Origin of the sequence: Pseudogracilibacillus sp. SE30717A (genome assembly GCF_037071985.1) — a bacterium.
In the GTDB taxonomy this organism is placed as follows: domain Bacteria; phylum Bacillota; class Bacilli; order Bacillales; family Amphibacillaceae; genus Pseudogracilibacillus.
The window spans coordinates 198,540-219,609 of the sequence record NZ_JAXHDF010000006.1 but is presented as its reverse complement, the minus strand read 5'-3'; the positions used below and the strand labels follow the sequence as shown (position 1 = coordinate 219,609).

The 21,070-nt window shown below is 34.8% G+C and carries 21 protein-coding genes; 5 read left to right on the top strand and 16 right to left on the bottom strand.

Features of this window, described 5'->3' with window-relative positions; translation table 11 throughout:
• Nucleotides 1-8: 8 nt before the first annotated feature.
• The gene (locus tag SPD48_RS11640) at nt 9-368 is read right to left on the bottom strand and encodes a DUF3221 domain-containing protein (RefSeq protein WP_336258277.1); all 360 of its coding nucleotides are present in this window, start codon (nt 366-368) and stop codon (nt 9-11) included.
• A 125-nt stretch (nt 369-493) separates the two neighbouring features.
• Here SPD48_RS11640 and SPD48_RS11635 point away from each other — a divergent pair, with 125 nt between their 5' ends.
• On the top strand, nt 494-1,117 hold the full coding sequence (locus tag SPD48_RS11635; RefSeq protein ID WP_336258276.1) for a DUF3298 and DUF4163 domain-containing protein: 624 nt from the start codon (nt 494-496) through the stop codon (nt 1,115-1,117).
• A gap of 608 nt (nt 1,118-1,725) precedes the next feature.
• On the opposite strand, the gene SPD48_RS11630 is transcribed toward SPD48_RS11635, so the two are convergent.
• The 3 genes from SPD48_RS11630 to SPD48_RS11620 all read right to left on the bottom strand — a co-directional run bounded on the left by SPD48_RS11630 (nt 1,726) and on the right by SPD48_RS11620 (nt 4,550).
• Nucleotides 1,726-2,568, bottom strand: a complete 843-nt coding sequence (locus SPD48_RS11630; RefSeq protein WP_336258275.1) for an MBL fold metallo-hydrolase — start codon at nt 2,566-2,568, stop codon at nt 1,726-1,728.
• 78 nt (nt 2,569-2,646) lie between these two features.
• A complete protein-coding gene (locus tag SPD48_RS11625; RefSeq protein WP_336258274.1) occupies nt 2,647-4,149 on the bottom strand; it encodes a GGDEF domain-containing protein in 1,503 nt (500 codons plus the stop codon).
• A 143-nt stretch (nt 4,150-4,292) separates the two neighbouring features.
• Nucleotides 4,293-4,550, bottom strand: a complete 258-nt coding sequence (locus tag SPD48_RS11620) for a YiaA/YiaB family inner membrane protein (RefSeq protein WP_336258273.1) — start codon at nt 4,548-4,550, stop codon at nt 4,293-4,295.
• Nucleotides 4,551-5,007: 457 nt separating this feature from the next.
• Between SPD48_RS11620 and SPD48_RS11615 the strand changes: the two genes are divergently transcribed.
• From SPD48_RS11615 to SPD48_RS11605, 3 genes are read left to right on the top strand one after another with little or no spacing between them, the layout of a single operon-like run.
• Nucleotides 5,008-5,727 (top strand): ABC transporter ATP-binding protein, encoded by a 720-nt coding sequence (locus tag SPD48_RS11615; RefSeq protein WP_336258272.1) that lies wholly within the window; start codon nt 5,008-5,010, stop codon nt 5,725-5,727.
• Nucleotides 5,696-8,164 carry an ABC transporter permease gene (locus SPD48_RS11610; RefSeq protein WP_336258271.1) on the top strand — a complete coding sequence of 823 codons (2,469 nt, stop codon included), beginning with the start codon at nt 5,696-5,698 and terminating at the stop codon, nt 8,162-8,164. Before SPD48_RS11615 ends, SPD48_RS11610 begins: the two co-directional genes overlap by 32 nt.
• 6 nt (nt 8,165-8,170) lie before the next feature.
• A complete protein-coding gene (locus SPD48_RS11605) occupies nt 8,171-8,677 on the top strand; it encodes a PadR family transcriptional regulator (RefSeq protein WP_336258270.1) in 507 nt (168 codons plus the stop codon).
• A gap of 168 nt (nt 8,678-8,845) precedes the next feature.
• Here the strand turns inward: SPD48_RS11605 and SPD48_RS11600 are convergent, their stop codons facing one another.
• The 10 genes from SPD48_RS11600 to hpaB all read right to left on the bottom strand — a co-directional run bounded on the left by SPD48_RS11600 (nt 8,846) and on the right by hpaB (nt 18,940).
• Nucleotides 8,846-9,331, bottom strand: a complete 486-nt coding sequence (locus SPD48_RS11600) for a hypothetical protein (RefSeq protein WP_336258269.1) — start codon at nt 9,329-9,331, stop codon at nt 8,846-8,848.
• 133 nt (nt 9,332-9,464) lie between these two features.
• Nucleotides 9,465-10,760 (bottom strand): hemolysin family protein, encoded by a 1,296-nt coding sequence (locus SPD48_RS11595; protein WP_336258268.1) that lies wholly within the window; start codon nt 10,758-10,760, stop codon nt 9,465-9,467.
• Between the two features lie 551 nt (nt 10,761-11,311).
• Nucleotides 11,312-12,802 (bottom strand): 5-carboxymethyl-2-hydroxymuconate semialdehyde dehydrogenase, encoded by a 1,491-nt coding sequence (hpaE, locus tag SPD48_RS11590; RefSeq protein WP_336258267.1) that lies wholly within the window; start codon nt 12,800-12,802, stop codon nt 11,312-11,314.
• Between the two features lie 34 nt (nt 12,803-12,836).
• Nucleotides 12,837-13,754 (bottom strand): 2,4-dihydroxyhept-2-ene-1,7-dioic acid aldolase, encoded by a 918-nt coding sequence (hpaI, locus tag SPD48_RS11585; protein WP_336258266.1) that lies wholly within the window; start codon nt 13,752-13,754, stop codon nt 12,837-12,839.
• A 41-nt stretch (nt 13,755-13,795) separates the two neighbouring features.
• On the bottom strand, nt 13,796-14,179 hold the full coding sequence (locus SPD48_RS11580) for a 5-carboxymethyl-2-hydroxymuconate Delta-isomerase (RefSeq protein ID WP_336258265.1): 384 nt from the start codon (nt 14,177-14,179) through the stop codon (nt 13,796-13,798).
• A 13-nt stretch (nt 14,180-14,192) separates the two neighbouring features.
• Nucleotides 14,193-14,948 carry a fumarylacetoacetate hydrolase family protein gene (locus SPD48_RS11575; RefSeq protein ID WP_336258264.1) on the bottom strand — a complete coding sequence of 252 codons (756 nt, stop codon included), beginning with the start codon at nt 14,946-14,948 and terminating at the stop codon, nt 14,193-14,195.
• Nucleotides 14,945-15,736 (bottom strand): fumarylacetoacetate hydrolase family protein, encoded by a 792-nt coding sequence (locus SPD48_RS11570; protein WP_336258263.1) that lies wholly within the window; start codon nt 15,734-15,736, stop codon nt 14,945-14,947. The genes SPD48_RS11575 and SPD48_RS11570 overlap by 4 nt, the downstream gene beginning before the upstream one ends.
• Nucleotides 15,737-15,912: 176 nt before the next feature.
• Nucleotides 15,913-16,380, bottom strand: coding sequence for a flavin reductase family protein (locus SPD48_RS11565; RefSeq protein ID WP_336258262.1), 468 nt, complete (start codon nt 16,378-16,380; stop codon nt 15,913-15,915).
• Between the two features lie 90 nt (nt 16,381-16,470).
• Nucleotides 16,471-17,454, bottom strand: a complete 984-nt coding sequence (gene hpaD, locus SPD48_RS11560; protein WP_336258261.1) for a 3,4-dihydroxyphenylacetate 2,3-dioxygenase — start codon at nt 17,452-17,454, stop codon at nt 16,471-16,473.
• A gap of 22 nt (nt 17,455-17,476) precedes the next feature.
• Nucleotides 17,477-18,940, bottom strand: a complete 1,464-nt coding sequence (hpaB, locus tag SPD48_RS11555) for a 4-hydroxyphenylacetate 3-monooxygenase, oxygenase component (protein ID WP_336258260.1) — start codon at nt 18,938-18,940, stop codon at nt 17,477-17,479.
• 277 nt (nt 18,941-19,217) lie between these two features.
• On the opposite strand from hpaB, the gene SPD48_RS11550 reads away from it, so the two are divergent.
• A complete protein-coding gene (locus SPD48_RS11550; RefSeq protein ID WP_336258259.1) occupies nt 19,218-20,114 on the top strand; it encodes a LysR family transcriptional regulator in 897 nt (298 codons plus the stop codon).
• Nucleotides 20,115-20,128: 14 nt separating this feature from the next.
• Here SPD48_RS11550 and SPD48_RS11545 read toward each other — a convergent pair whose 3' ends face one another.
• Both SPD48_RS11545 and SPD48_RS11540 read right to left on the bottom strand, forming a co-directional pair.
• Nucleotides 20,129-20,419, bottom strand: coding sequence for a hypothetical protein (locus tag SPD48_RS11545; protein WP_336258258.1), 291 nt, complete (start codon nt 20,417-20,419; stop codon nt 20,129-20,131).
• Between the two features lie 75 nt (nt 20,420-20,494).
• Nucleotides 20,495-21,034 carry a D-glycero-alpha-D-manno-heptose-1,7-bisphosphate 7-phosphatase gene (locus tag SPD48_RS11540; RefSeq protein ID WP_336258257.1) on the bottom strand — a complete coding sequence of 180 codons (540 nt, stop codon included), beginning with the start codon at nt 21,032-21,034 and terminating at the stop codon, nt 20,495-20,497.
• Between the last annotated feature and the right edge of the window lie 36 nt (nt 21,035-21,070).

Here is a 21,070-nt window from a genome sequence, read left to right as displayed (position 1 = left end):
AGTCATACTTATTCAGAAATAATTCGAATTTCATAGCATTTTACTATTTGAGCCGGATAACTTTCTGCAATCATTCCGTCATAAACAATTTCCACTTCCATCCCTTTTTTAAACATCGATGGTTGAATTTTATTTCCATTCATGTCACTTAGCTCAACATCCTTTGTTGATACAGTGATAAGATCAGCTGATTTTATTTCATCTTCATCTTTTTTAGGAGTAATCATTAAATATCCTTCATGTGCTTCTACTATTTCCGCATTAAAAGAGACTTCCCTGTCATCAAGATTGACTGGGTCCTCTGAATTTTGTGATGAGCAAGCAACAAGCAGGATGATAATTCCGATGATGATTCCATATTTCCTCATCATAAATCCCTCTTTTATCGTTTACATATATTGTAACTTATATGAATGAATTTCCAAAATAGAAATAAGGACATTTGTTTAATGATTGAATAGAATAAAGCACTAACCATATAAGGATGAATTTTATGTATTCAATAACGGTACCTGTCGTAATTAAGACAGGATTAATTCATCAACAAGAAATGACACTGTATTATCCGAGACTATATAGCTTACAAAATGGATATGTTCAACACATAATTAATCAGGAAATATTTAATGTCATTAATAACTTAGTTAAATTACAATACCAGGAACAAAATACAACCAATTTCGCGGAAATGCTTGGAACGTTTGAATTGAAAACCAATGAAAGAAATATAGTAAGCATCGCTTTTTCTAATTATGCTATTTTTCCTTATGCTGCTCATGGATTAACTTTAATGAAATCACTAACTGTCGATACACTGACCGGGGCTTCATACCAGTTAAATAATTTATTTAAGAAGAATAGTAACTATGTAGAAGTATTGTCCAAAAAAATTGCAGAACAAATCGCCGAACGAAATATTACAACACTTGAACCTTTTATATCGATTAGACCGGATCAAGATTTTTATATTGCCGACAAATCATTGGTAATCTATTTTCAACAATATGAACTTGCTGCATATGTATATGGTTTACCAATGTTTCCAATTTCAGTTTTTGAACTGGAAGGAATCATAACCGAAGAGGGACCTTTAGGGAGAATGGCGACCAATTCATGATCCATAAAACGTTATTAAACATCGATCGATTTTAAGGTTATATGTAAAAATTCGCTCCTTTCCTGTGAAAAGATTCATTACAGGCTACGGAGCGGATTTCTTATTTTTCCACACCAACAAAGTGAGTTAAAACAAAAAACGTTGATTAACTCGAATATAGTGGTAAAGCTGTTTTGCACAAAAGTTATAAACTGCGCAGTAACTTTAGAAAGTAATAGCCTTACCGCTTCGGAAGTATGCTACGCTGGGTGTGTTTGGTAAACTGCTCTTCACAGTTTGATACTACTATCACAATGTTTGATTGAAGCCGGAGGGCAGTCGACTCCTGCGGGAAAAGCAACAGCTGAAGATCCCGCAAGAAGCGATCTTTGCTTCTGAGGAAGCTGAAGCGTTGCCCGCGGAAAGCGAACTGCCCGAAGGCGGAAATCAACGATGCTGAAACTAAAGGACTGTAGACTCCAGCTACTGCACAGTTTTCATCAAATACAACGATAAAATATCTTTAAATATAGTTAAATTTTCAATCAACCAGTTATTTGAAAATCAACTAAGGAAGTGAACCCTGATACTACCAAGTTTTAATTATCTATTTTCACGCTGCAAAGTATCTAATTAACATACTTTCCATACTCAGGCTTGGCAATCTCATCAAAATGCAGGATAAGCTTATTCAAACTTTCTGCTAATTGCTCACCTGCCATTGGTAAGCCATGTCCTGTTACAGCTACTGAAGGATTAAGCTTCGCCAATATTTCAACAGACGATTTAGCGGCTTTCCAATCAGTTGTAAGATATCTGGGTGGGCCACTAATTTCATGTTCTTGGGTTAATACTTTGTACAGATACTCTTGTTTGACTGTAACAAATGCGTCTGCAGCAATTAATGCTCGATCTTTTTCTCTAAACAACGCAACTTGACCCGGTGAATGACCTGGAGTATGAATCCATTTAAATTCAGGTAAATTTGGTACAGTCCCATCGGACGGTAATACTTCTATATTCTTTCCAAGGTCAATAGGTTCATTTGGAAAAATTGGAGACATTTTTGCTACAAGTCCACCTTCTACAGTAGCATCTGGAACTGGATAGCTTTTTTCTCCCGTTAAATAAGGGATTTCCTTTTCATGAGCATATACAGGTACATTCCATCGATTAATTAACTCTATTAATGCTCCTACGTGGTCAAAATGTCCGTGAGTTAGAATTATCGCCTTTGGACGACTATTTTTTCCAAACCTTTCATCCACAGCATTGATAATATGATCCGCAGACATTGGCATTCCTGCATCAATTAGTACGAATTCTTTGTTAGGATAACCTACCATATGGATATTTACTATTTGAATGGTGAATTGGTATAAATCCGGAAGGACCTCAATGCCTGATCCACTCGCTATAGAAGTAGCAGGTATATATTTATAATCTTTACCATAATTCATCTTTCTTCCCACTGACGCTCGCTCCTTTCATTAATCTTGTCCATAGTGTGTCACTTTCGTACAAATGTTATGTTCCCGATTAATAAAGGATTAAGCTTCATTTTCAAGCATGTCTCTCATAAGCCCTTGATGATATACGATGAATTGATTTTTACCTTTATCTTTTGCTGTATATAAGGCAATGTCTGCTTTCTTATAAAGCGACTCCTGATTATCTGTTTCCTCTGACAAAGCAATACCGATGCTCACTGAGACAGCAAATGTATTAATTTCATTTTCGTTATTTAACCTGTCTTCTATAGCTTGAATTACTTTTTTCGCCAATTGTATCGACTCTTCTTTATTCGCATTAGGCATAACAATAGCAAACTCATCACCACCTAATCGAAACGCTTTGCCTTCCACTTTAATGGTTTCTTTTATTGTTTGACCAATTAAGTAAAGTAAGTAATCCCCTTTTCCATGTCCCATTGTATCATTGACTATTTTAAAATTATCTAAATCCATCATTAATAAAGAGATAGTTTGCTTGCGATCTACTAATAATTGTTCAATAACATCATTAAAAGCCGCTCTGTTTTTCAGTTTTGTTAAGCTATCATGAAATGCCAAATAGACTGGCTTTGCAAACCAATTCGCAATCAATGATGAGACAAGGATAGTAACGACTAAAATAATAATAAGCTGCACAACAAAAACCTTTAAATTTTCGTGTAACACATCATCCAAATCATGTGTATTATACATAATCTCGACTACTTTTATTTTTGTATTTTCACCATCATCATATTCTGAATAGTAAGGTACATAACGAATAATTACATTTTCCCCATTATGCTTTGTCTTTATTTCAACAATCTCATTATTTTCTCTTGCCTTTTCAAATGCTTTTCTTTGTTCTGTCGAAATTTTATATCCTCTTGTTGTACCAAACGGCAACCCTCCAAAATTTAATACATGCAACTCCTCAATCAGTTCGAAATTAGGTACGAGTTCATCAATGATCGTCAAAAAATTAAACTGCTGAAAAATTTCTTCATTTTTTAGAGAATAACCAAGCTCTATGATATACTTTTTATCCTTTGTAGCCATATAACTAAATTTTTTAGCTTCTCCACTTTGTTGATCTAGATCAATCCCGTCAATAAAAAGTTTGCCTTCATCTCTTCTTTTATTTAATATTTTATTAAAAGATGTACAACACTCGGAAAAATCCACACCAATTTCTTCTGGTACACTGCCATAAATTATTATATTATTTTCGTCCATAATATATATATCCATCTTCATTTGTTTACTTAACTCAATGAAATCCCAAGTTTCAAAATTTGGATTCAAATTATACTTTTCCTGTAGTGCACTTGTATGTATTTCCATACTCTTCGCAGTTTTTTCATCTAATAAATAATATGCTTTATCGATTGTTTTTAACGCATATTTTACCGTATCAGTGGCATGCTCTATTTTAAATTGATTGTCTTCGATTATTTGCTGCTTTAATCGAAAATAATCAAGTGTAGTAATGGTAATCGTAATCACATTCGCTAATGCAAACAATACGATAAATAATTTAAATCTATAATGTGTTCTCATTATGTTTTTCTCCATAAGTCCTTTTACCTATTATTCTACGTTATTTTCTCATATAATAATAGAATCAATAATAGCTAACGGAAACTTATAAAAAGAAAAAGTGCCCTCCGTGAAATTTACGGCGGACACTCTGCTCTTTAAAATTATTCCTTCTTTGCTAAATTTTGTTTTCTTTTCTGTTCTTCAATAATTGCATCGTCTTCTGCGTTATCTCGAACAACCTTCTGCGTTAAAATTGCTCCAACAGCAACCAATATCATAACAGCAATATAATAGCCTTTTTCATTTAATTCCATATTTGCATTCCATAAACCTATACAAAACAATACTATTCCTACCGCAAACGTAAAGTATGCCATAAATACGAAAGCAGCTGTATTTCTCCGTCTATGTTCACGCATTTGATAACCCCCTATTATTAAGAATGCCTTAACTACAAATAATATACTGTAAAACGGGGGTTCCTACAATAGCGAGAAAGTAGGATTTCTAGCGATACGATCGCCATTCTCATTCTATTATCTAGTTAATTATTACTAGTAAGGTGCTTTAAATATTTTATTGATGATTTTGAAGAAATTCTATTGTTTATTGGTACACTTTAATTTCATTTCTTTTTTTGAAAATTGCCTCACATCTGCCGCCATTCAGATATACTGTTTGTTAGAAATTTATAAAAGATAAAATATTCTATGTTTCTGAAACAAAATACATCTATATGTTATATACTAAGTATATGTTTATATAGGTGTATTTATGTCTAAAATCATTTTTTTAAAGGGTTTTGAATAAATTTACTTTAATAATATATATACTTAGTATATAATATTTCTGTGAAGGATAGGAGGAATTTAAAACATGATTAAAATCGATAATTTAAAAAAGGAATTTATACAGGGACAAGAAAAAACTCAAGTATTAAAAGGTGCTGATTTGAATGTTAGAGAAGGAGAATTCGTCGCTATAATGGGACCAAGTGGTTCTGGAAAAAGTACATTACTGCAACTATTGGGTGGTCTTGATACACCCACTCAAGGAGATATATTAATAAATCAAAGAAATCTAAGTAATATGACAGAAAAAGAAAGAACGATATTTCGTAGAAAGTACATAGGTTTTATTTTTCAAAATTATCAGCTATTACCTTCATTATCTGTAGAAGAAAATATAGCTTTCCCTCTTCATGCAGATGGTAGTTTAACTAAAGAAAAGAACCAAACTATATTAGAATTACTAGATGCTGTTGGACTAAAAGGACTTGGTCGGAAACGAGCTAATTTACTTAGTGGTGGTCAACAACAACGAGTAGCTATAGCAAGAGCACTGGTCAATAATCCTTCTGTTTTATTAGCCGATGAACCAACAGGAAATTTAGATAGAAATAGAGCCGAAGAAATTCTTGGCTTAATATCTAGGTTTAATCGAGAAAATAATCAAACGATCTTAATGGTTACGCATGATATTTTCGCAGCTGGATTTGCTGATCGAATTATTCTTTTTAAAGATGGAATTATTGATCAAGTGATTTCTCGAAAGGATGACGATTATGCTGAATATGTGGCGAATTTCATGGCGTAACATAATACAAAATAAAAAACGGTGTTTTATTTCAATGCTTGGGATTATCTTAGGTATAGCATTTATAACCTCTATGCTGATTGCAGACAAAACAACAAATGATGTTTTCAATTATTATGAACAAATGTATGTGGCAAATGCGGATTATTGGATTCTTAGCGATGATCATACTTATTCCGAAGATTTGGTTACACCGGTTGTGACTAGTCCAGCTGTAACAGAAATATTAATGGCGCTTGATAAACAAGCTTTCTTTGAGCTTGAGGGTAATCATTCCCTAAATCAAAGGTCTGTACGAATTACAGGCATAAGTGATCAAAATAGTTCATTGCTAAAACTTCCAGTTATTGAAGGAACTTTAGATAATGAAGGATTGGTGATACCGGACGTTGTTGCAAAACTGTTAAATAAAAAGGTAGGTGATTCAATTCGGTTTACCGATTTAGGAGAAGCTAAGATTTCCGCTATCGTTGAATATACCCAGCTGCTTGCAAGTCCGAGTGACTGGGAACGTGCTGAACAAAAGAGTTTCCGAATTATTGCTCCTCTTGGCTTGTTAAAAGAATGGACTGGCATGGAAAACGAGCTTTCATATTTAAGATTTCAAACAAACGAAGATGGAGAAAAACTTTTTCAATCTCTCCAGCAAGAATTTCGTGATTCAAATGTCTATGCACAACCAGTTGTCGCAGATGATCGACAAAGTAATGATATAGAGGGACTTTATACATTTTTTTACTTAATTGCTGGGTTATCGATGTTAATTAGTGGCTTCATTGTTTTTAACATGATTTATACAACTGTTATGGAGAGAAAAAAGGAATTTGCGATAATGAAGAGTTTTGGTTATCTGCAAAGTTCTATTTCTAGGCTCATTCTTATTGAAGTGATATTTTTGGCTGTAATAGGTACAGCTATTGGGGTACCCATAGGAATATGGCTTGGAGATATGTTCATGCAAACTTTACTTGCTGTGTTTGAATTTGACATGGTATACACATTGAATTGGAAAATACCTACATTAACTGCTGTAATAATCGGAATTTTATTTCCTGTTGTTTTTTCTTTATTTCCAATATACAATGCTGGAAAAACCTCTGTGTTATTGACATTAAAAACAGAAAACCAATCACATTTTTCTATAAAACAATACATATATAGGACTATTCTTGGAGCTGGCTTACTTTCTTTTGTATTTATCGACCATCCTGCCTCTTATATAGCTATTTTAGCAAGTATCATTCTGTTGTTTCCATTATTGTTAATGGGTCTGAATCAGATATTTAAACCTATTTTGAAGATTTTTTTCGGATATTCTGGCAGCCTGGCAGCTCAAAGCATAACACAACAATTAAATCGAAATGCCAATACTTCCGCTATTCTTGCTGTTGGGATAGCAGTGATATTATTACTAAGTGCAGTTATAGAATCTGCTCCTGAAGGTTATGAAAATGAAATTAGGAATACTTATGGAGGAGACCTAAGAGTCACTTCAGAAGCTCCTTGGTCGAATGAAGATAGAGAAAAGCTGCTATCTTATGAGTCTGTTGCTAATGTTGAGCTTTTAACGGAGGCTACGCCAATTACATGGGAAACAATCGAAGAAGAAAAGAGACAATTTTCTGTCCTAGCTGTAGATAAAGAGGGACCTAGATTATTTGAGGAATCAAAAAAAGAAGATATAATTTTTAATGAGTTGACGAAGGAACCATCTGTTATTCTTGGTGAAAGAGCTTTTGATGAATGGGGAGGAAATATTGGCGAATATATCTCCATTAATACGCCTTCAGGTAAACAACAACTTGAAGTCATTGACGTTGTGAAAACATCCCATTACGCGGGCTATGTCGCATTTATGGATGAGCATCATTTAAATAATGAATTTGGTTGGACGAATAGTTTTGACGTACTACTAACTTTAAACGACGGATTTACTGGTGAACAATTACGAGATCAGTTATGGTTAGATTTTGGTAATCACCTTTCAAAAATTGAAACGGTAGAGGACGAAATTAGATCAACTACTTCAGCATTGACTGGTATGAATGAGTTAATTTTAACCATGCTAGTTTTTATCGTAGGGCTAGCTAGTATTGGGACAGCTAATACTTTATTGATGAACACTTTGGAGCGCACTTCCGACATAGGAACGATGCGGGCACTAGGTTTTACTAAACAACAAGTTAGGAAGATGATAATTGGAGAAGGTCTGCTTATAGGAGTGTCGGGAGTTATTGGGGGTATAGTATCAAGTCTAATTTTACTTTATGTCACCACCCAATCCGAACTTTTCGGTGGATTTATTTCTTTTCAAATACCTTTAAGTAATATTATAGCGGCACTGATTGCTGGTGTTTTTCTAACTCTTATTGCTTCTTGGATTTCTAGTGCTACAGCTAGTAAAATAAACATTATATCATCTCTCAAAGAAGGTTGAGTAAGTATGTCGGTTAAGTATGGAATATTAACATTGCTATCACTAAAAACTAATCATGGTTATGAGTTAAAAATAGAGTTGGAAAACCTCTTAGGAATTAAAGGGAAAATTAATCCTGGCCAAATTTACACGACTCTTGACCGTTTGACTCGCGATCAACTAGTCTCATCTGTAGGAATGGATGACCAAGAAAGAAAACTATACAAAATTACTGTAGAAGGAAAAAAAGAGTTGGAAAATTGGTTGCTGGAATCTGTACCTTATGATTCTACTAAAGAAGATTTTCATTTTAAATGGAGCTGTGCTCGAAAGATCCGTTTTGAACAGGAACAGAAAATGCTTGAGCAACAAAAAGTAATGCTAATGAAAGATGTAATGGAATTGACTCAATTAAAAACGGAATTTCTTATTCAAGGTGATGAGAATAGGTATTTATTAATCACTGGTACACTCTTACATTTAGAAGCAGATTTAAATTGGATTAATCAAGTTGAAAATCGAAATCGAACATAATTTTAGGCAAATATTATCTTTTTCATAACCCTTTGCCTCCAATTTTTTGAACGTTCATGACAAATGATAATTATAAGACAGGAGATTTAATCCCCTGTCTTATATTATTGGATCACACACTAGTGGAATGTAAACATTACTGCTAAAGAGTGCTTCTTCATTAGTCATTTATAAACGAATCTGTTGTTCCCTTATAATACCAAACGTATTATATCTAATCGATAATGTCTTAAATGATTCGAATACTTTTTCATCTTCATATTCTATTTTTATTATAAGCCTAAAAGAATTATTTACTTTATAATCACGAACAGGAACGAGACGCTCATTGAGCCCACTTCTGCTAGCTTCTTCTTCAGTAAAGACTGCCAGTCCTGTTAACGGTTGATTCTCAATAGAAGGAGTAATATCAATCTCATTGTTATTTGTTCCGTTGTCTTCATTTATTAGATTAACTTGATGAATTTTCGGTTGTCCAAACCCCATCCATTTTACATCACAGCCGATAAATAAAATGTTGTTTTTCTTTACTAATTCGGGATTTATAGAGGAACAAGTTTGCACTTCAAAATGTCCTTGGTTAATGATATAAAAAACAAGGAAAACCAAAGGCAATGAAATAGTTATTGCAACAGGGTATATTTTCCTTCGCACATTATCCCTACTTTTTTCATAAAAATCTAGTTATTAATTTACATTTTATACTATTACAACCAAAATGGCATTAATATGTTATTTTAGAAAGTGCTTTAAAAAAGAAATTTACCTGAACAGAGAGCAATATCAACTATTCAGGCGTTTTATGAACTTCGATTGTTTTTATATGATATCCTTCTGCTTCCATAACAATAAATTCATAATCATCTACTTGAATTTTATCCCCTATTTTCGGTTGCACTATTTTAGTTAAAATCCATCCTCCGATTGTATCAATATCCGTATCATCAATATCAATATTGAACATATCATTGACTTCTTCGATTAAAACTTTTCCATCAATAATGGTTCTGTTCTCGTCCAATTTATGAACTTCAGGTGTTTCATCCTCATCAAATTCATCGCGTATTTCACCAACGATTTCCTCCAAAATATCTTCGACTGTAACCATCCCTTTCGTCCCGCCATATTCATCTAATAGAATCGCCATATGAACCCTTTCTTTTTGCATTGTAAGCAGTAAATCATGAACTGGTAGTGACTCAATGACCCGTAAAATAGGACGCGTGTATGTTTCTAATGTTTCATCTAACGTATCTCCGTTTGCAAAATGAATAAGTACTTCTTTTAAATTTACTAAACCAATTATATTATCTTTATCCCCCTCATAGATCGGATACCTAGTATAATTGCTCTCGGAAGCTACTTCCATAAAGTTTTTTAATGTATCTTTTTGATCGAAAGCGATAATCTCTGTTCGTGGTACCATAATTTCTCTTGCCAGTCTTTCATCAAAGCGAAAAATATTATCAACATATTCATATTCAGACTGATTAATTTCCCCGCTCTTGAAACTTTCCGATAAAATCATTCGTAACTCCTCTTCAGAATGTGCCACTTCATTTTCTGATACTGCTTTTAAACCAAATATTCCAGCAATAAATCTTGCTGTCCCGTTTAAAGCTTTAATAAATGGATATGCCACTTTGTAAAAAATAATCATCGGACCAGCAAAAGTCAAAGCAACTTTCTCTGCCTTTTGCAAAGCGAAAATTTTTGGTACAAGTTCACCGACGACTACATGTAAAAAAGTAATTAATGAAAAGGCAATGACAAAGGATAAAATCGAAGAAATATTTTCCGCTAAATGTAATTTTAAAAATAAGGGTGTCAACAGCCTCTTTACCGTAGGTTCACCCAACCAACCAAGCCCTAATGCGGTCACTGTAATTCCAAGCTGGCATGCGGATAAATACTCATCTAGATTCTGGATTAATCGTAGTGCAGAGATTGCTTTATTATTTTCTTCTAAAGCAAGCTGGTTAATACGCGTACTACGAACTTTTACTATTGCGAATTCAGTCGCTACAAAAAAAGCAGTTAATGCAATTAATACTACAACCATTGATAACTTGAGAATATCCAATTTGCTCCCCCCTTAATAATAAATAGTAAGGGGTACACCTCCTATTTTATTCATTACAAAATAAAACTATTTTCTTTTAGGACTATTCCCAACTTTATATCTCATTACACACCAAACAATAAAATACTAATGATGAAAACTAAATCAAGGGACTGGGATATAAAAAAAGTTTTTCTAATTGAGAACGATTCCGTCATTGGAAGTATAGAGTATTACTAATTGAAGAAAATTTGGAGTAATTTCGTTACTAATTGTTGAACGTTTAAGTGGCGAAATAAATTAGCGGACAACTCGACCTATTACGAGGAGTAATGGAAGATATATCTGAGTCAATTGCATCTTCGTTGAGTGGCGGTAAATATATGCTGAGTCGCTTGACACAAGCAGCAATCGACTCTAAGTGGAATCGTATTTACTGTGCAGGAACTATGATATATCGTAGTCTACTTAACTGTAAATAAAAAAAGAACTACTCAAATTTCAAGCAATGAAATTTGAAATAGTTCTATTTTCTTTACAACTATATCTCTTTGTTCTTTTCTATATCAATATTATTTACCAAATTGCTGAATCGGATGATCTCCGATAGCTACATGGATAATTTTCTTCTCCGTGTAAAAGTCAAATGCATAATGCCCACCTTCACGTCCAATTCCTGATGATTTAGAACCACCAAATGGAGTACGAAGATCACGTACATTTTGGGCATTTACCCATAACATACCTGCGTCGATCTGATGAGCAACTCGATGTCCCCGTTTAATATCATTCGTCCAAACATACCCAGCAAGACCATAATCAATATCATTTGCTAGGCGAATTGCTTCATCTTCATCTTTAAAACTCATTACGGTCAATATCGGACCGAAAATTTCTTCTTGCGCAACACGCATATCATTCGATGCGTGTAATATCATTGAAGGGGCTACAAAATTTCCATTTTTCAATTCATCCGGTATATCACGTGTTAGAACTTCTGCACCTTCTTGTTTAGCAATTTCAAGGTAACTAACAACTTTATCATAATGCTCCTTATGAATCAGAGGTCCAACTTCGGTAGTCTCTTCTAAAGGGTCCCCAATCCGAACTTTAGCTACACGTTTTTTTAATGCTTCAATAAAATTATCTTTAATTCCCTCTTGAATAAATAGTCTTGAATTTGCTGTACATCTTTCACCATTAAAAGAGAAAATCCCCCATACACAGGCATCAAGTGCCCTTTCAAAATCAGCATCATCAAAAATAATAATCGGAGATTTCCCACCTAACTCCATTGAACATTCTTTCAATGTATCTGCACTATTTTTAATGATTGTTGAACCTGTTACTGTTTCTCCAGTAAATGAAATTAACTGAACATCCAGATGTTTTACTAGTGCATCTCCAGCAGTTTCCCCATACCCATGAACAACATTAAACACTCCTTTGGGCAAACCTGATTTGTCAATTACTTCTGCTAATACATTGGCAGATAGAGGAGAAAATTCAGCAGGTTTTAAAATTACTGTATTACCAGTTGCCAGTGCTGGAGCTACTTTCCATGTTTCTAACATAAAAGGGGCATTCCAAGGAGTAATCAATCCCGCAACTCCTGCCGGTAAATTTATTGTATAATTGATAAAGTGGTCATCTACTTGGTAAGCTTCACCTATCAAACGACTATCAACCATTCTGGCATAAAACCTGAAGTTTTCTGAAGCTCTGCTAACCATTGACCTCGTTTGTTTAATTGGCAAACCTGTATCTAATGCTTCTAAATAAGCAATCTTTTCTACTTCTTGATCAATTAAATCCGCAATTTTATATATATAAGCTAATCTTTCTGTTACCTTCATTTTTTTCCATGGTCCATGATCAAACGCCTCTCTTGCTGCCATAACCGCTTTATCAATATCTGTTTTTCTTCCTTCATATACTTTATTAATTTTATTATTCGTAAATGGATTTAAGTTTTCAAATGTATTTCCATCTTCACTTTTAACAAACTCTCCGTTAATATATAGTAAAATATCCGGTTGTGTCGTATGTTCTAAAGTGGTCATATTTTCACCTGTCCTTCTCTCAACATAAAGTCGATCAGCCTAGCTGCTTAGAGATAATTCCTAACTCTTCTAATGTTTCACGAACTTCTTCCTGAATTTCACTGGAAGGTAAACCTAATGGCAGACGAAGTTTCGGAGTGATTTTACCCATCATTCCTAATGCTGCTTTGGCTACGGTTGGATTTGTATCTCTAAATAGCACATCATTTAAAGGCATTAACTCAAAATGCATATCTTGAGCTTTTTTTACATCGCCAGCTTCCCAAGCATCATAAAGAGCAGCAACTCTCTTCGGATCTACATTCGCTGTGGCGCTAATAAAACCAGCACCGCCAATTGCAAGCATTGGATAACAAAGCAATTCAATTCCCGAGTAAAGTAAGAAATCCCGCCCACAATGTAATAACACACGGTTCACATGTTCAAAATCTTTATTGGATTCTTTTGCTCCGATTATGTTTGGACAATCTTCAACAAGCCGTTTCATTGTACTTACTTCCATATTAATCGCTGTACGACCAGGAATATTATAAATAATAATTGGTATTTCCACTGAATCGGCAACCGTTTTAAAATGTTCATATAATGCTTCTTGATTTGGCCGATTGTAATAAGGTACAATCACCATTGCGGCGTCTGCTCCAATTTCTTCAGCATACTTTGTCAGTTCCATCGTTTCATCATGATTTGTTGAACCTGTACCAGGTGTAAAAATAACTCGCCCATCAATTGTATCTTTTGCCATATCCATAACTCTTTTGCGCTCTTCAATAGTAAGTGAACTTGGCTCTCCACTCGTTCCTGTTACAGAGATACCATGGCTTCCGCTCTCGATTTGCCAGTTTACAAGCTGCTTAAATGCTTCCTCATCAATTGTTCCATCCTCTCTAAATGGGGTGATTACCGGACAGATTGAACCTCTTAATCTTTTTCTCGCTTCATCATAATTCATTTTAAAGCCCTCCTGATCTATCAATTTAATTATTTTTCGCCCTAATTTTGATAACGTAAATGAATATTATTCTGTTTATAAGTTGGACGGGAAAACTCATAGATTTCCATTGAGATTGCAAGATAACGTTTTTCAAATAAATCTTTAAAATACTCTCTTATCACTGCAAATAAATCATCGCCAACGTTCTTGATCTCTTCCTCGCAACGTCCTTTCCCAATCTTTAATGTCAGATGAATAAATGCATCGTCTTCTGTTCCATCTGCAATATAATAATCTGTCAATCCTATTGCCCTTGTCCGTAAACCTCCTATCGGAATAATATCTTTATGCATTAACAAAGTATTATTCGCCTTTTTCAATAAATTAGGGATATTCGCTTCTTCCTTTATATTGTCAGTATATTCAATAATGAGATGTGGCATGTTCATCTCCCTTTTAATTTATTTGGTGTTGTTCATTTACGACTGTGTTGATCAGTTTTCCAATTCCTTCTATTTCTGTTACGACCTCATCACCAACTTTCGTATCAACAGAACCTTTTGGTGTACCGGTCAAAATTAAATCATTCTCATTCAACGTCATAAAAGAACTTAAATATTCAATTAAATATGGGATATCAAACACCATATCTGCGGTTGTACCTTCTTGTTTTATTTTTCCATTTATATATGTTCGTAAAGTTAAATTCATCGGATCCTTAATCGCTGTTTTATGTACAAACCAAGGGCCGATCGGTGTACATTTGTCACGGTTTTTCACTCTCAAATTAGGCCGGTAATAATTTTCAAGATAATCACGGATTGCATAATCATTAGCGATTGTATATCCTGAAACATAATCATATGCATTTTCACGTGTAATGTTCTTTCCTGTTTTTCCAATCACAACCGCCAATTCACACTCGTAGTGCATAAAAGTTACATCACTTGGCCGGATAGTATGCCCACGATGGCCAATAAACGTATTTGGCCCTTTCAAAAAAACTAAAGGTTCCTTTGGTGCCGAAAAAGATAATTCTTCCGCATGATCTGCATAATTTAGCCCTAAAGCAAAAACGGTTTGAGGTTGAATTGGAGGAAGCCAAACAACTTCGGTTTCATCCACCAGTCGACCGTCCATTAATTTTACTCTTCCTTTTTCCTCAGTTGCTTCATGAATTAACCCACCGAAACCTACACGGGCTCGTTTCATAATGAATCTCCCCTTAACAACTCTTCTTCGTGAATGACTCTATTTTCAAGTTTTCCGATTCCTTCAATCTCAATCCTAACTAAATCATTTAATTTTGCGTAAGGTGGTTTTTCTGGTGTACCGACTAATAAAACATCCCCTTTATATAACGTCATAAATTCAGTCACATCTGCAACTAACTTTTCTATCGATCTACATAAATATTTCGTCGAAATTTCCTGTTCGAGTTTATCATTCACATATACCTTTATCAGAAGATCATTCGGATCGATATTCGAATGTTTACATGTAATCCATGGGCCAATTGGACAAAATCCATCTCTTGCTTTTTCTTTTATAGCAGGACGATGGATGTTTTGATGAGGTATAGTTACGTCATTTACAATGGTATAGCCGTGAATATATTCATTTGCCTCTTTTTCTAAAACTTTGGTGGCAGTTTTTCCAATCACTAGCCCAAGTGACGCATTCATTTCTATTCCATCTATATTTTTTGGTAAAGGAATCGCTTGTCTATGACTTATCTGTGTATTTTTCGGCTTAATATATAATATAGGAGCCTTCGGTGGGGATTTATATGGATTCTCGTTCATCAAAGGCTCATATTCCTCATACATACCTTTAAAATTTAATAAGGTTCCATACACTGTACCAATTTTGGGTATGTCTAAAGGTAAGGTATCTTCATGATATTCTAATCCATGAATCTCTACGATTCCCTCGGAATAACATTCGCCTTCTAGAATTTGCTCTACTCCCCGTAAAGTAAGTTGAACCTTTCCTTTCAATTTGACCAACTCCTCTTTCTATCGCTTATCTGAACTGGCTTAAGACTTTTTAATTTATAATAAGTTGGCTTCATTCTCAGATTCGATCTGTCAGCCTCCAAACGTTGATTCACAAGACGACTGCGAGGCATCCTTCTCTCGCAGCGTCTTGAGATTTTACCTTATTCTTCGGGATATTAGCTGACTACCGAGTTCATTCCATATTTTCCCCGATAAAAAGTTAGCGGAGCCCCGTCTGATGATGTGATATCAATCACTTCCCCTATAAACAGCGTGTGATCCCCTACCGTATAGGACGTTTTTTTCGTACATACAATCGAAGCTAATGAATCCTTGATAATAGGTGTTTCACGTAAGAAACTAAAATCGATCTGCTTTTCTTCTTTTATCTGACCAGCAAAATGCTTAGAAATATTTTGTTGTTGATCGGAAAGTATATTAACTGCGAACTTACTGGAATCTTTCATTCTATTTAACATATTTGCTCGATTGTCTATAGATACAGTTATTAATTTAGGGTTTAGAGAGACCGACATAAATGCATTAGCTGTCATTCCATGAATGTCGTCTTTAATCTGCGTTGTTATGACAGTAACACCAGTTGTAAATTTCCCCATCGCATTTCGAAATGTAATGTCATCCACCTTAGTTATCCCTCCCTATAAACTTATTGATCGCTGTACTCTTAATGTATTTAAAAATAGAAAAGTACGTTCATTGAGATAAACTAATAATCACAAAGTAAAATCTGGTTTATATAAGGTTAATTTCGCCTTTTCCTGCTTTATTTCTTCACCACTTATTACATGAAGAAATGGTGACGCCTCATCAAACCAACTATCAGGAGCTTCGTGTCCCCAAAATGTTTGCCGCGTCTTATCGTGAACACTCCATCTTTTCGGTTTAAAATCTCCATCGCCTGTAAAGTAATCTCCAAAGTATAATTCAATCCGGTGTCCGTCTGGATCCCGTAAATATAAGAAAAATGCATTTGAAAGACCATGACGTCCTGGCCCTCGTTCAATCGTATCAGCCATTCCCATTGATGCTAAAACATCACAAGCATGGATAAGTGCAAGCGGATCAGGCAACCAAAATCCTACATGGTGTAGCAATGGACCATCACCATTCATAAAAGCCTGATCATGTACATTTCCTTTCCTATGAGTCCAAATCGCCCACAAGTTTTCTTCGTCGTCTTCTGTATATTCAGAGCAACGAAAACCTAATTCGTCCCGAAAGAAGTCATAGGCTTTTTGAACATCGGGCACCAAACAATTAATATGATCAATACGCTGAATTCGAGCACCTTTATATAAATCATAGCGTTGCATTAAGCTCTCCACTGGCTCCATTTCGGCATAGAATTCTAAAGATAAACCTGAAACATCCTGAATTCGTAAAGTCCGCCCCATCGCACGTTGTGTTCCTTTTTCCATCCACTTAAAGGGCAAATTATTTTTAACTGCAAGTTCTGCTAACATCTCTAAATGAAACTCTTTTAATACTTTGAAACTGACCACTTCTACTGCTGGTTTATCAGCTTTTTTTAATAAAAGACTATGATGGTTCTGTTCTTCATATCCGCGCAAATAAATGTGATCTGTATCTGATTCCGTCTCATAAAATCCCAAGGCATCCACATAAAATCTTTTAGATGCCTCTAAATCAGTAACATGCAACACGGCTCTTCCAACTCTCGTTATATTAATCTCCATTTTTATCTCCCCGATTTCCATCCTATTTGCTTGGTTGCCTAGCAGTCTCTTTCAAAAAATCAGCAACTCGTTGTTTATATGGCTCTTTGTTAAAATTGTCAAAGTATGCCATTCCCATTCGGATCGGATCACCGAAGAAATAATATTCATAATGAGTTTGCCGTGATCCGAAAGCACTTGCCGTTAAATCCCATGCTAGACGGAATAATTGTACTCGTTCATAGCCATTTAAGTTCTTTCCTTGTAATCCTCTCTCAAGAATCGGACCGATATCTTCGTGAGCGAAATCAGCTTCTGTCGGAATTCCCGTTAAGCCGGAAGCTGCTAATACACGAATAATTTCGGCTAAATCAGGATACACTCGCGGATACCAATTCCTTGCAGCGTCTAAAGCAATAAAATCAGGTGTCATCGTGCCATATTTATCGAGTTTTGCATTATGTTCTGCACGATATAAATGGGAACGCATCGTTTCCAGCGTTATCATAATGTCCCGCCCTTTATCTTTCACATGCTGAAATTGGTCGATTCCGATTGCATCCATTATGCTAAGCGCTACCCCTAAAATAAATTCTGTTTTTACAATTGCTTTTGCAACTACCTGATGTGACATATGCACAACAGCATTCGTTTCGGCAAATGTCCGATTACAGATTGAGGAATTCCCACAGACAAAAACTTTCTCCCACGGAATAAATACATGATCAAAAGAGATGACTGTATCCCCTTCTTCGAAACGGGAAGATAATGGATAATCCCATTTATTATCTTTATAGTCCCACGGCTCTCTGCTAATATGTTTAATCCCTGGAGTATTATTAGGAACAACAAATGCGAGAGAATAAGGATCATCAAGTTCTCCTGCCTTTTTTACCGTAGATGGAAATACTAATGTCTCATCCGTAATCGCCCCTTGCGTTGCCAAGAGACGTACTCCATCGACAATAATTCCATCTGAACGTTTTTCAACTAGATGAAGAGCCACATTCGCATCCTTTTGTTCATGTTGAGCTTTTGCACGATTAACTTGGGGGTGAATAAGTGTATGTGTTAGACTAACATCGTTTTCACGAGCATATTCATAATAATCACGTGCATTTTGAGCAAAACTAGGATCTGCCTCTGCAAATAAATCATTATTCATTCCCATTGCCATCACTTCGGCATTTAAATAATCAGGTGACCTTCCCATCATTCCATGTGTTGTTTGAGCCCATTCTTGAATCGCTTTCCTTCGATCAATAATATCTTCAATCGTCTCTGGATGTTTAAATGTCATACCTACCAGATTTCCAGATGAAGGTGATTTGTATAACATTTTATCCGCTTTTTCATGTTGAACATCGTACAGTTTAGCCATAGAATCAATGACATTTTTAAATGCCGGATGGGTTGTAACATCTTCAACTCTTTCCCCGTTTGCATAAACATTGTTGTTCGCTTTTTTCAATCTTTCTTTATATTCTTTTCCAGTTTTCGCTCCCATTTTCTTTCCTCCCAATTCATATTTCTTCCATTTCATGTATAATAAAGTAAATATAAATAATTATTTCTTTCTCCGACAACCTTACAGAAAAGTAAATTGTTCGTATTTTCAAACAGTTAATGTTACACTCTACTAACTCATGAGTATTCATTCAAAAGATATAAATGTAATCGCTTTCTTTTATCTATATATTTATTATCATCCACGTTCTCATATATGTAAAATATTAATTTTATTGTTTTTATATATAAAATTTATATATTAAGAGGTGTTACGTATGAATATTAAGCAGTTAAAGTATTTTTATGAAATTGCAAAGGAGGGGCAGATCACTCGAGCTGCTAAAAAACTGCATATCGCTCAACCTCCCCTTAGTCAATCGTTAAAAGCCTTAGAAACGAGGCTAGGTGTCATTTTGTTTGAAAGAAACGGTCGGGAAATGGTTTTGACAGATGCTGGAGAAGTATTGTATAGAAGAGTCGAAATTATTTTCAACAACTTAGATGAAACGTACAAAGAAGTCCAAGAAACAGGACAAGGTATCCGTGGGACCTTATCCATTGGATGTAATAAGTCATGTTTTTCTCATATTCCAAATAAAATTAACATCTATCAGGAAATGTACCCAGATGTTAATTTTAAACTTATAGAAGGTGACTCCTATTTTTTAACTAAACAACTTAAAGAAAGAGAACTTGAAATAGCGATTATTCGATTGCCAATAGATATGAGTGATCTAGAATATTACGAGCTTCCTAAAGAGGAGTATGTAGCTGTCGTACCAAATAACTTGATAACTGTAAAAAGAGAATCAATTTCTCTACAGGAACTAGCCGATATTCCATTATTTTTATTACATCGAATGAAAGGGAGAGGACAATTCGAAATTATAATGGAAAGATTCGAACAAGAAGGATTAAATGTACAGGTTAAATGTGAATCTCCGAACGTAGATATGCTTTTAGGCTTAGTAAATGAAGGGTTAGGTGCAACCATTGTTCCACAATCAACTTTATTAAAATACAATACGAATCATGTGTCTATTCTCAAGCTGTCTAATCAAAAAATCATTTCTGAATCGGCAATTGTTTGGGCAAAGGATCGTTATCTGTCCAAGTCTGCAAAAAGGTTTATTGAGCTATTCACAAATAAACCAGTCGCTACGATTAAATAGCGACTGTAATCTTTTTATTGCATTTCAATTGCTCGTGCTACATTGCTGCCACATTTTTCACAACTAGCCTCTACGACGATTCCATATGTATCATCTTTTAACGTATATTCTTTAATTGTAGCTAACCCACAATTCACACAAAACACATTATGAAGTAGTTTTCTTTGCATCTCATATGGTAATTTAGCCCACTTTTTTGCTGCTTGAAAATCAATGATCGTCATCATTCTGGCTCCTTTATCAAATAAAGTAGTATCTTTTGCATTAGTACCTTTCCAATACCCGTCGTAAATGAAGTTAAACATTTACTTCATCAATTTGGTCCCGTTTAATTATATGGTACGTGAAGTTCAGTAGATTCGTTCATGATTTTCAATCTATTAAAATAAACTTGCTCTTTTCGCAAGCCAATTTGCAAATTCAAGTAAGTCGGTAAATCGCAAATCTGCATTTGCGTTTTCTTTTTTTCTAGACCCTACCAAAACGGTAATTGTTTTCGCCTCTTTTCCCGCTTCAATATCCGGTTCCCGATCACCAACCATATAGCTTTTTTTTAAATCAATCTGATGCTTTTTAGCAAGCCGCAATAACATGCACGGTTTTGGTTTTCGACATGCACAGCCTTCATTAGGTTTATGTGGACAATAAGCAACATCATGGACGATCGCACCATATTCTGCTAAATCATTCTGCATTTTGGCATGGATCTTACGAAGTTCTCTCTCTTTCATATACCCTAACCCGATCCCTCCTTGATTTGTAACAACGAACACTTTAAAATTTAACTCGTTTATTTTTCGGATTGCTTCACCTACCCCCTTAAGTAGATGAAAATCTTCCGGACGATTCACAAATTTAACCCGATGACTCAATACTTCATTAACTACTCCGTCTCGATCTAAAAATACTGCTTTATCCAATCCAGTACCTCCTGTTTATAAAACTGTACATTGTTA

Excerpts from the sequence above, each read along its gene's own strand:
- SPD48_RS11640 (WP_336258277.1), bottom strand. The coding sequence starts at position 368 with ATGAGGAAATATGGAATCATCATCGGAATTATCATCCTGCTTGTTGCT.
- SPD48_RS11635 (WP_336258276.1), top strand. The coding sequence starts at position 494 with ATGTATTCAATAACGGTACCTGTCGTAATTAAGACAGGATTAATTCAT.
- SPD48_RS11625 (WP_336258274.1), bottom strand. The coding sequence starts at position 4,149 with ATGAGAACACATTATAGATTTAAATTATTTATCGTATTGTTTGCATTA.
- SPD48_RS11620 (WP_336258273.1), bottom strand. The coding sequence starts at position 4,550 with ATGCGTGAACATAGACGGAGAAATACAGCTGCTTTCGTATTTATGGCA.
- SPD48_RS11615 (WP_336258272.1), top strand. The coding sequence starts at position 5,008 with ATGATTAAAATCGATAATTTAAAAAAGGAATTTATACAGGGACAAGAA.
- SPD48_RS11610 (WP_336258271.1), top strand. The coding sequence starts at position 5,696 with ATGCTGAATATGTGGCGAATTTCATGGCGTAACATAATACAAAATAAA.
- SPD48_RS11605 (WP_336258270.1), top strand. The coding sequence starts at position 8,171 with ATGTCGGTTAAGTATGGAATATTAACATTGCTATCACTAAAAACTAAT.
- hpaE (WP_336258267.1), bottom strand. The coding sequence starts at position 12,802 with ATGACCACTTTAGAACATACGACACAACCGGATATTTTACTATATATT.
- hpaI (WP_336258266.1), bottom strand. The coding sequence starts at position 13,754 with ATGAATTATGATGAAGCGAGAAAAAGATTAAGAGGTTCAATCTGTCCG.
- SPD48_RS11580 (WP_336258265.1), bottom strand. The coding sequence starts at position 14,179 with ATGCCACATCTCATTATTGAATATACTGACAATATAAAGGAAGAAGCG.
- SPD48_RS11575 (WP_336258264.1), bottom strand. The coding sequence starts at position 14,948 with ATGAAACGAGCCCGTGTAGGTTTCGGTGGGTTAATTCATGAAGCAACT.
- hpaD (WP_336258261.1), bottom strand. The coding sequence starts at position 17,454 with ATGGAGATTAATATAACGAGAGTTGGAAGAGCCGTGTTGCATGTTACT.
- hpaB (WP_336258260.1), bottom strand. The coding sequence starts at position 18,940 with ATGGGAGCGAAAACTGGAAAAGAATATAAAGAAAGATTGAAAAAAGCG.
- SPD48_RS11550 (WP_336258259.1), top strand. The coding sequence starts at position 19,218 with ATGAATATTAAGCAGTTAAAGTATTTTTATGAAATTGCAAAGGAGGGG.
- SPD48_RS11545 (WP_336258258.1), bottom strand. The coding sequence starts at position 20,419 with ATGTTTAACTTCATTTACGACGGGTATTGGAAAGGTACTAATGCAAAA.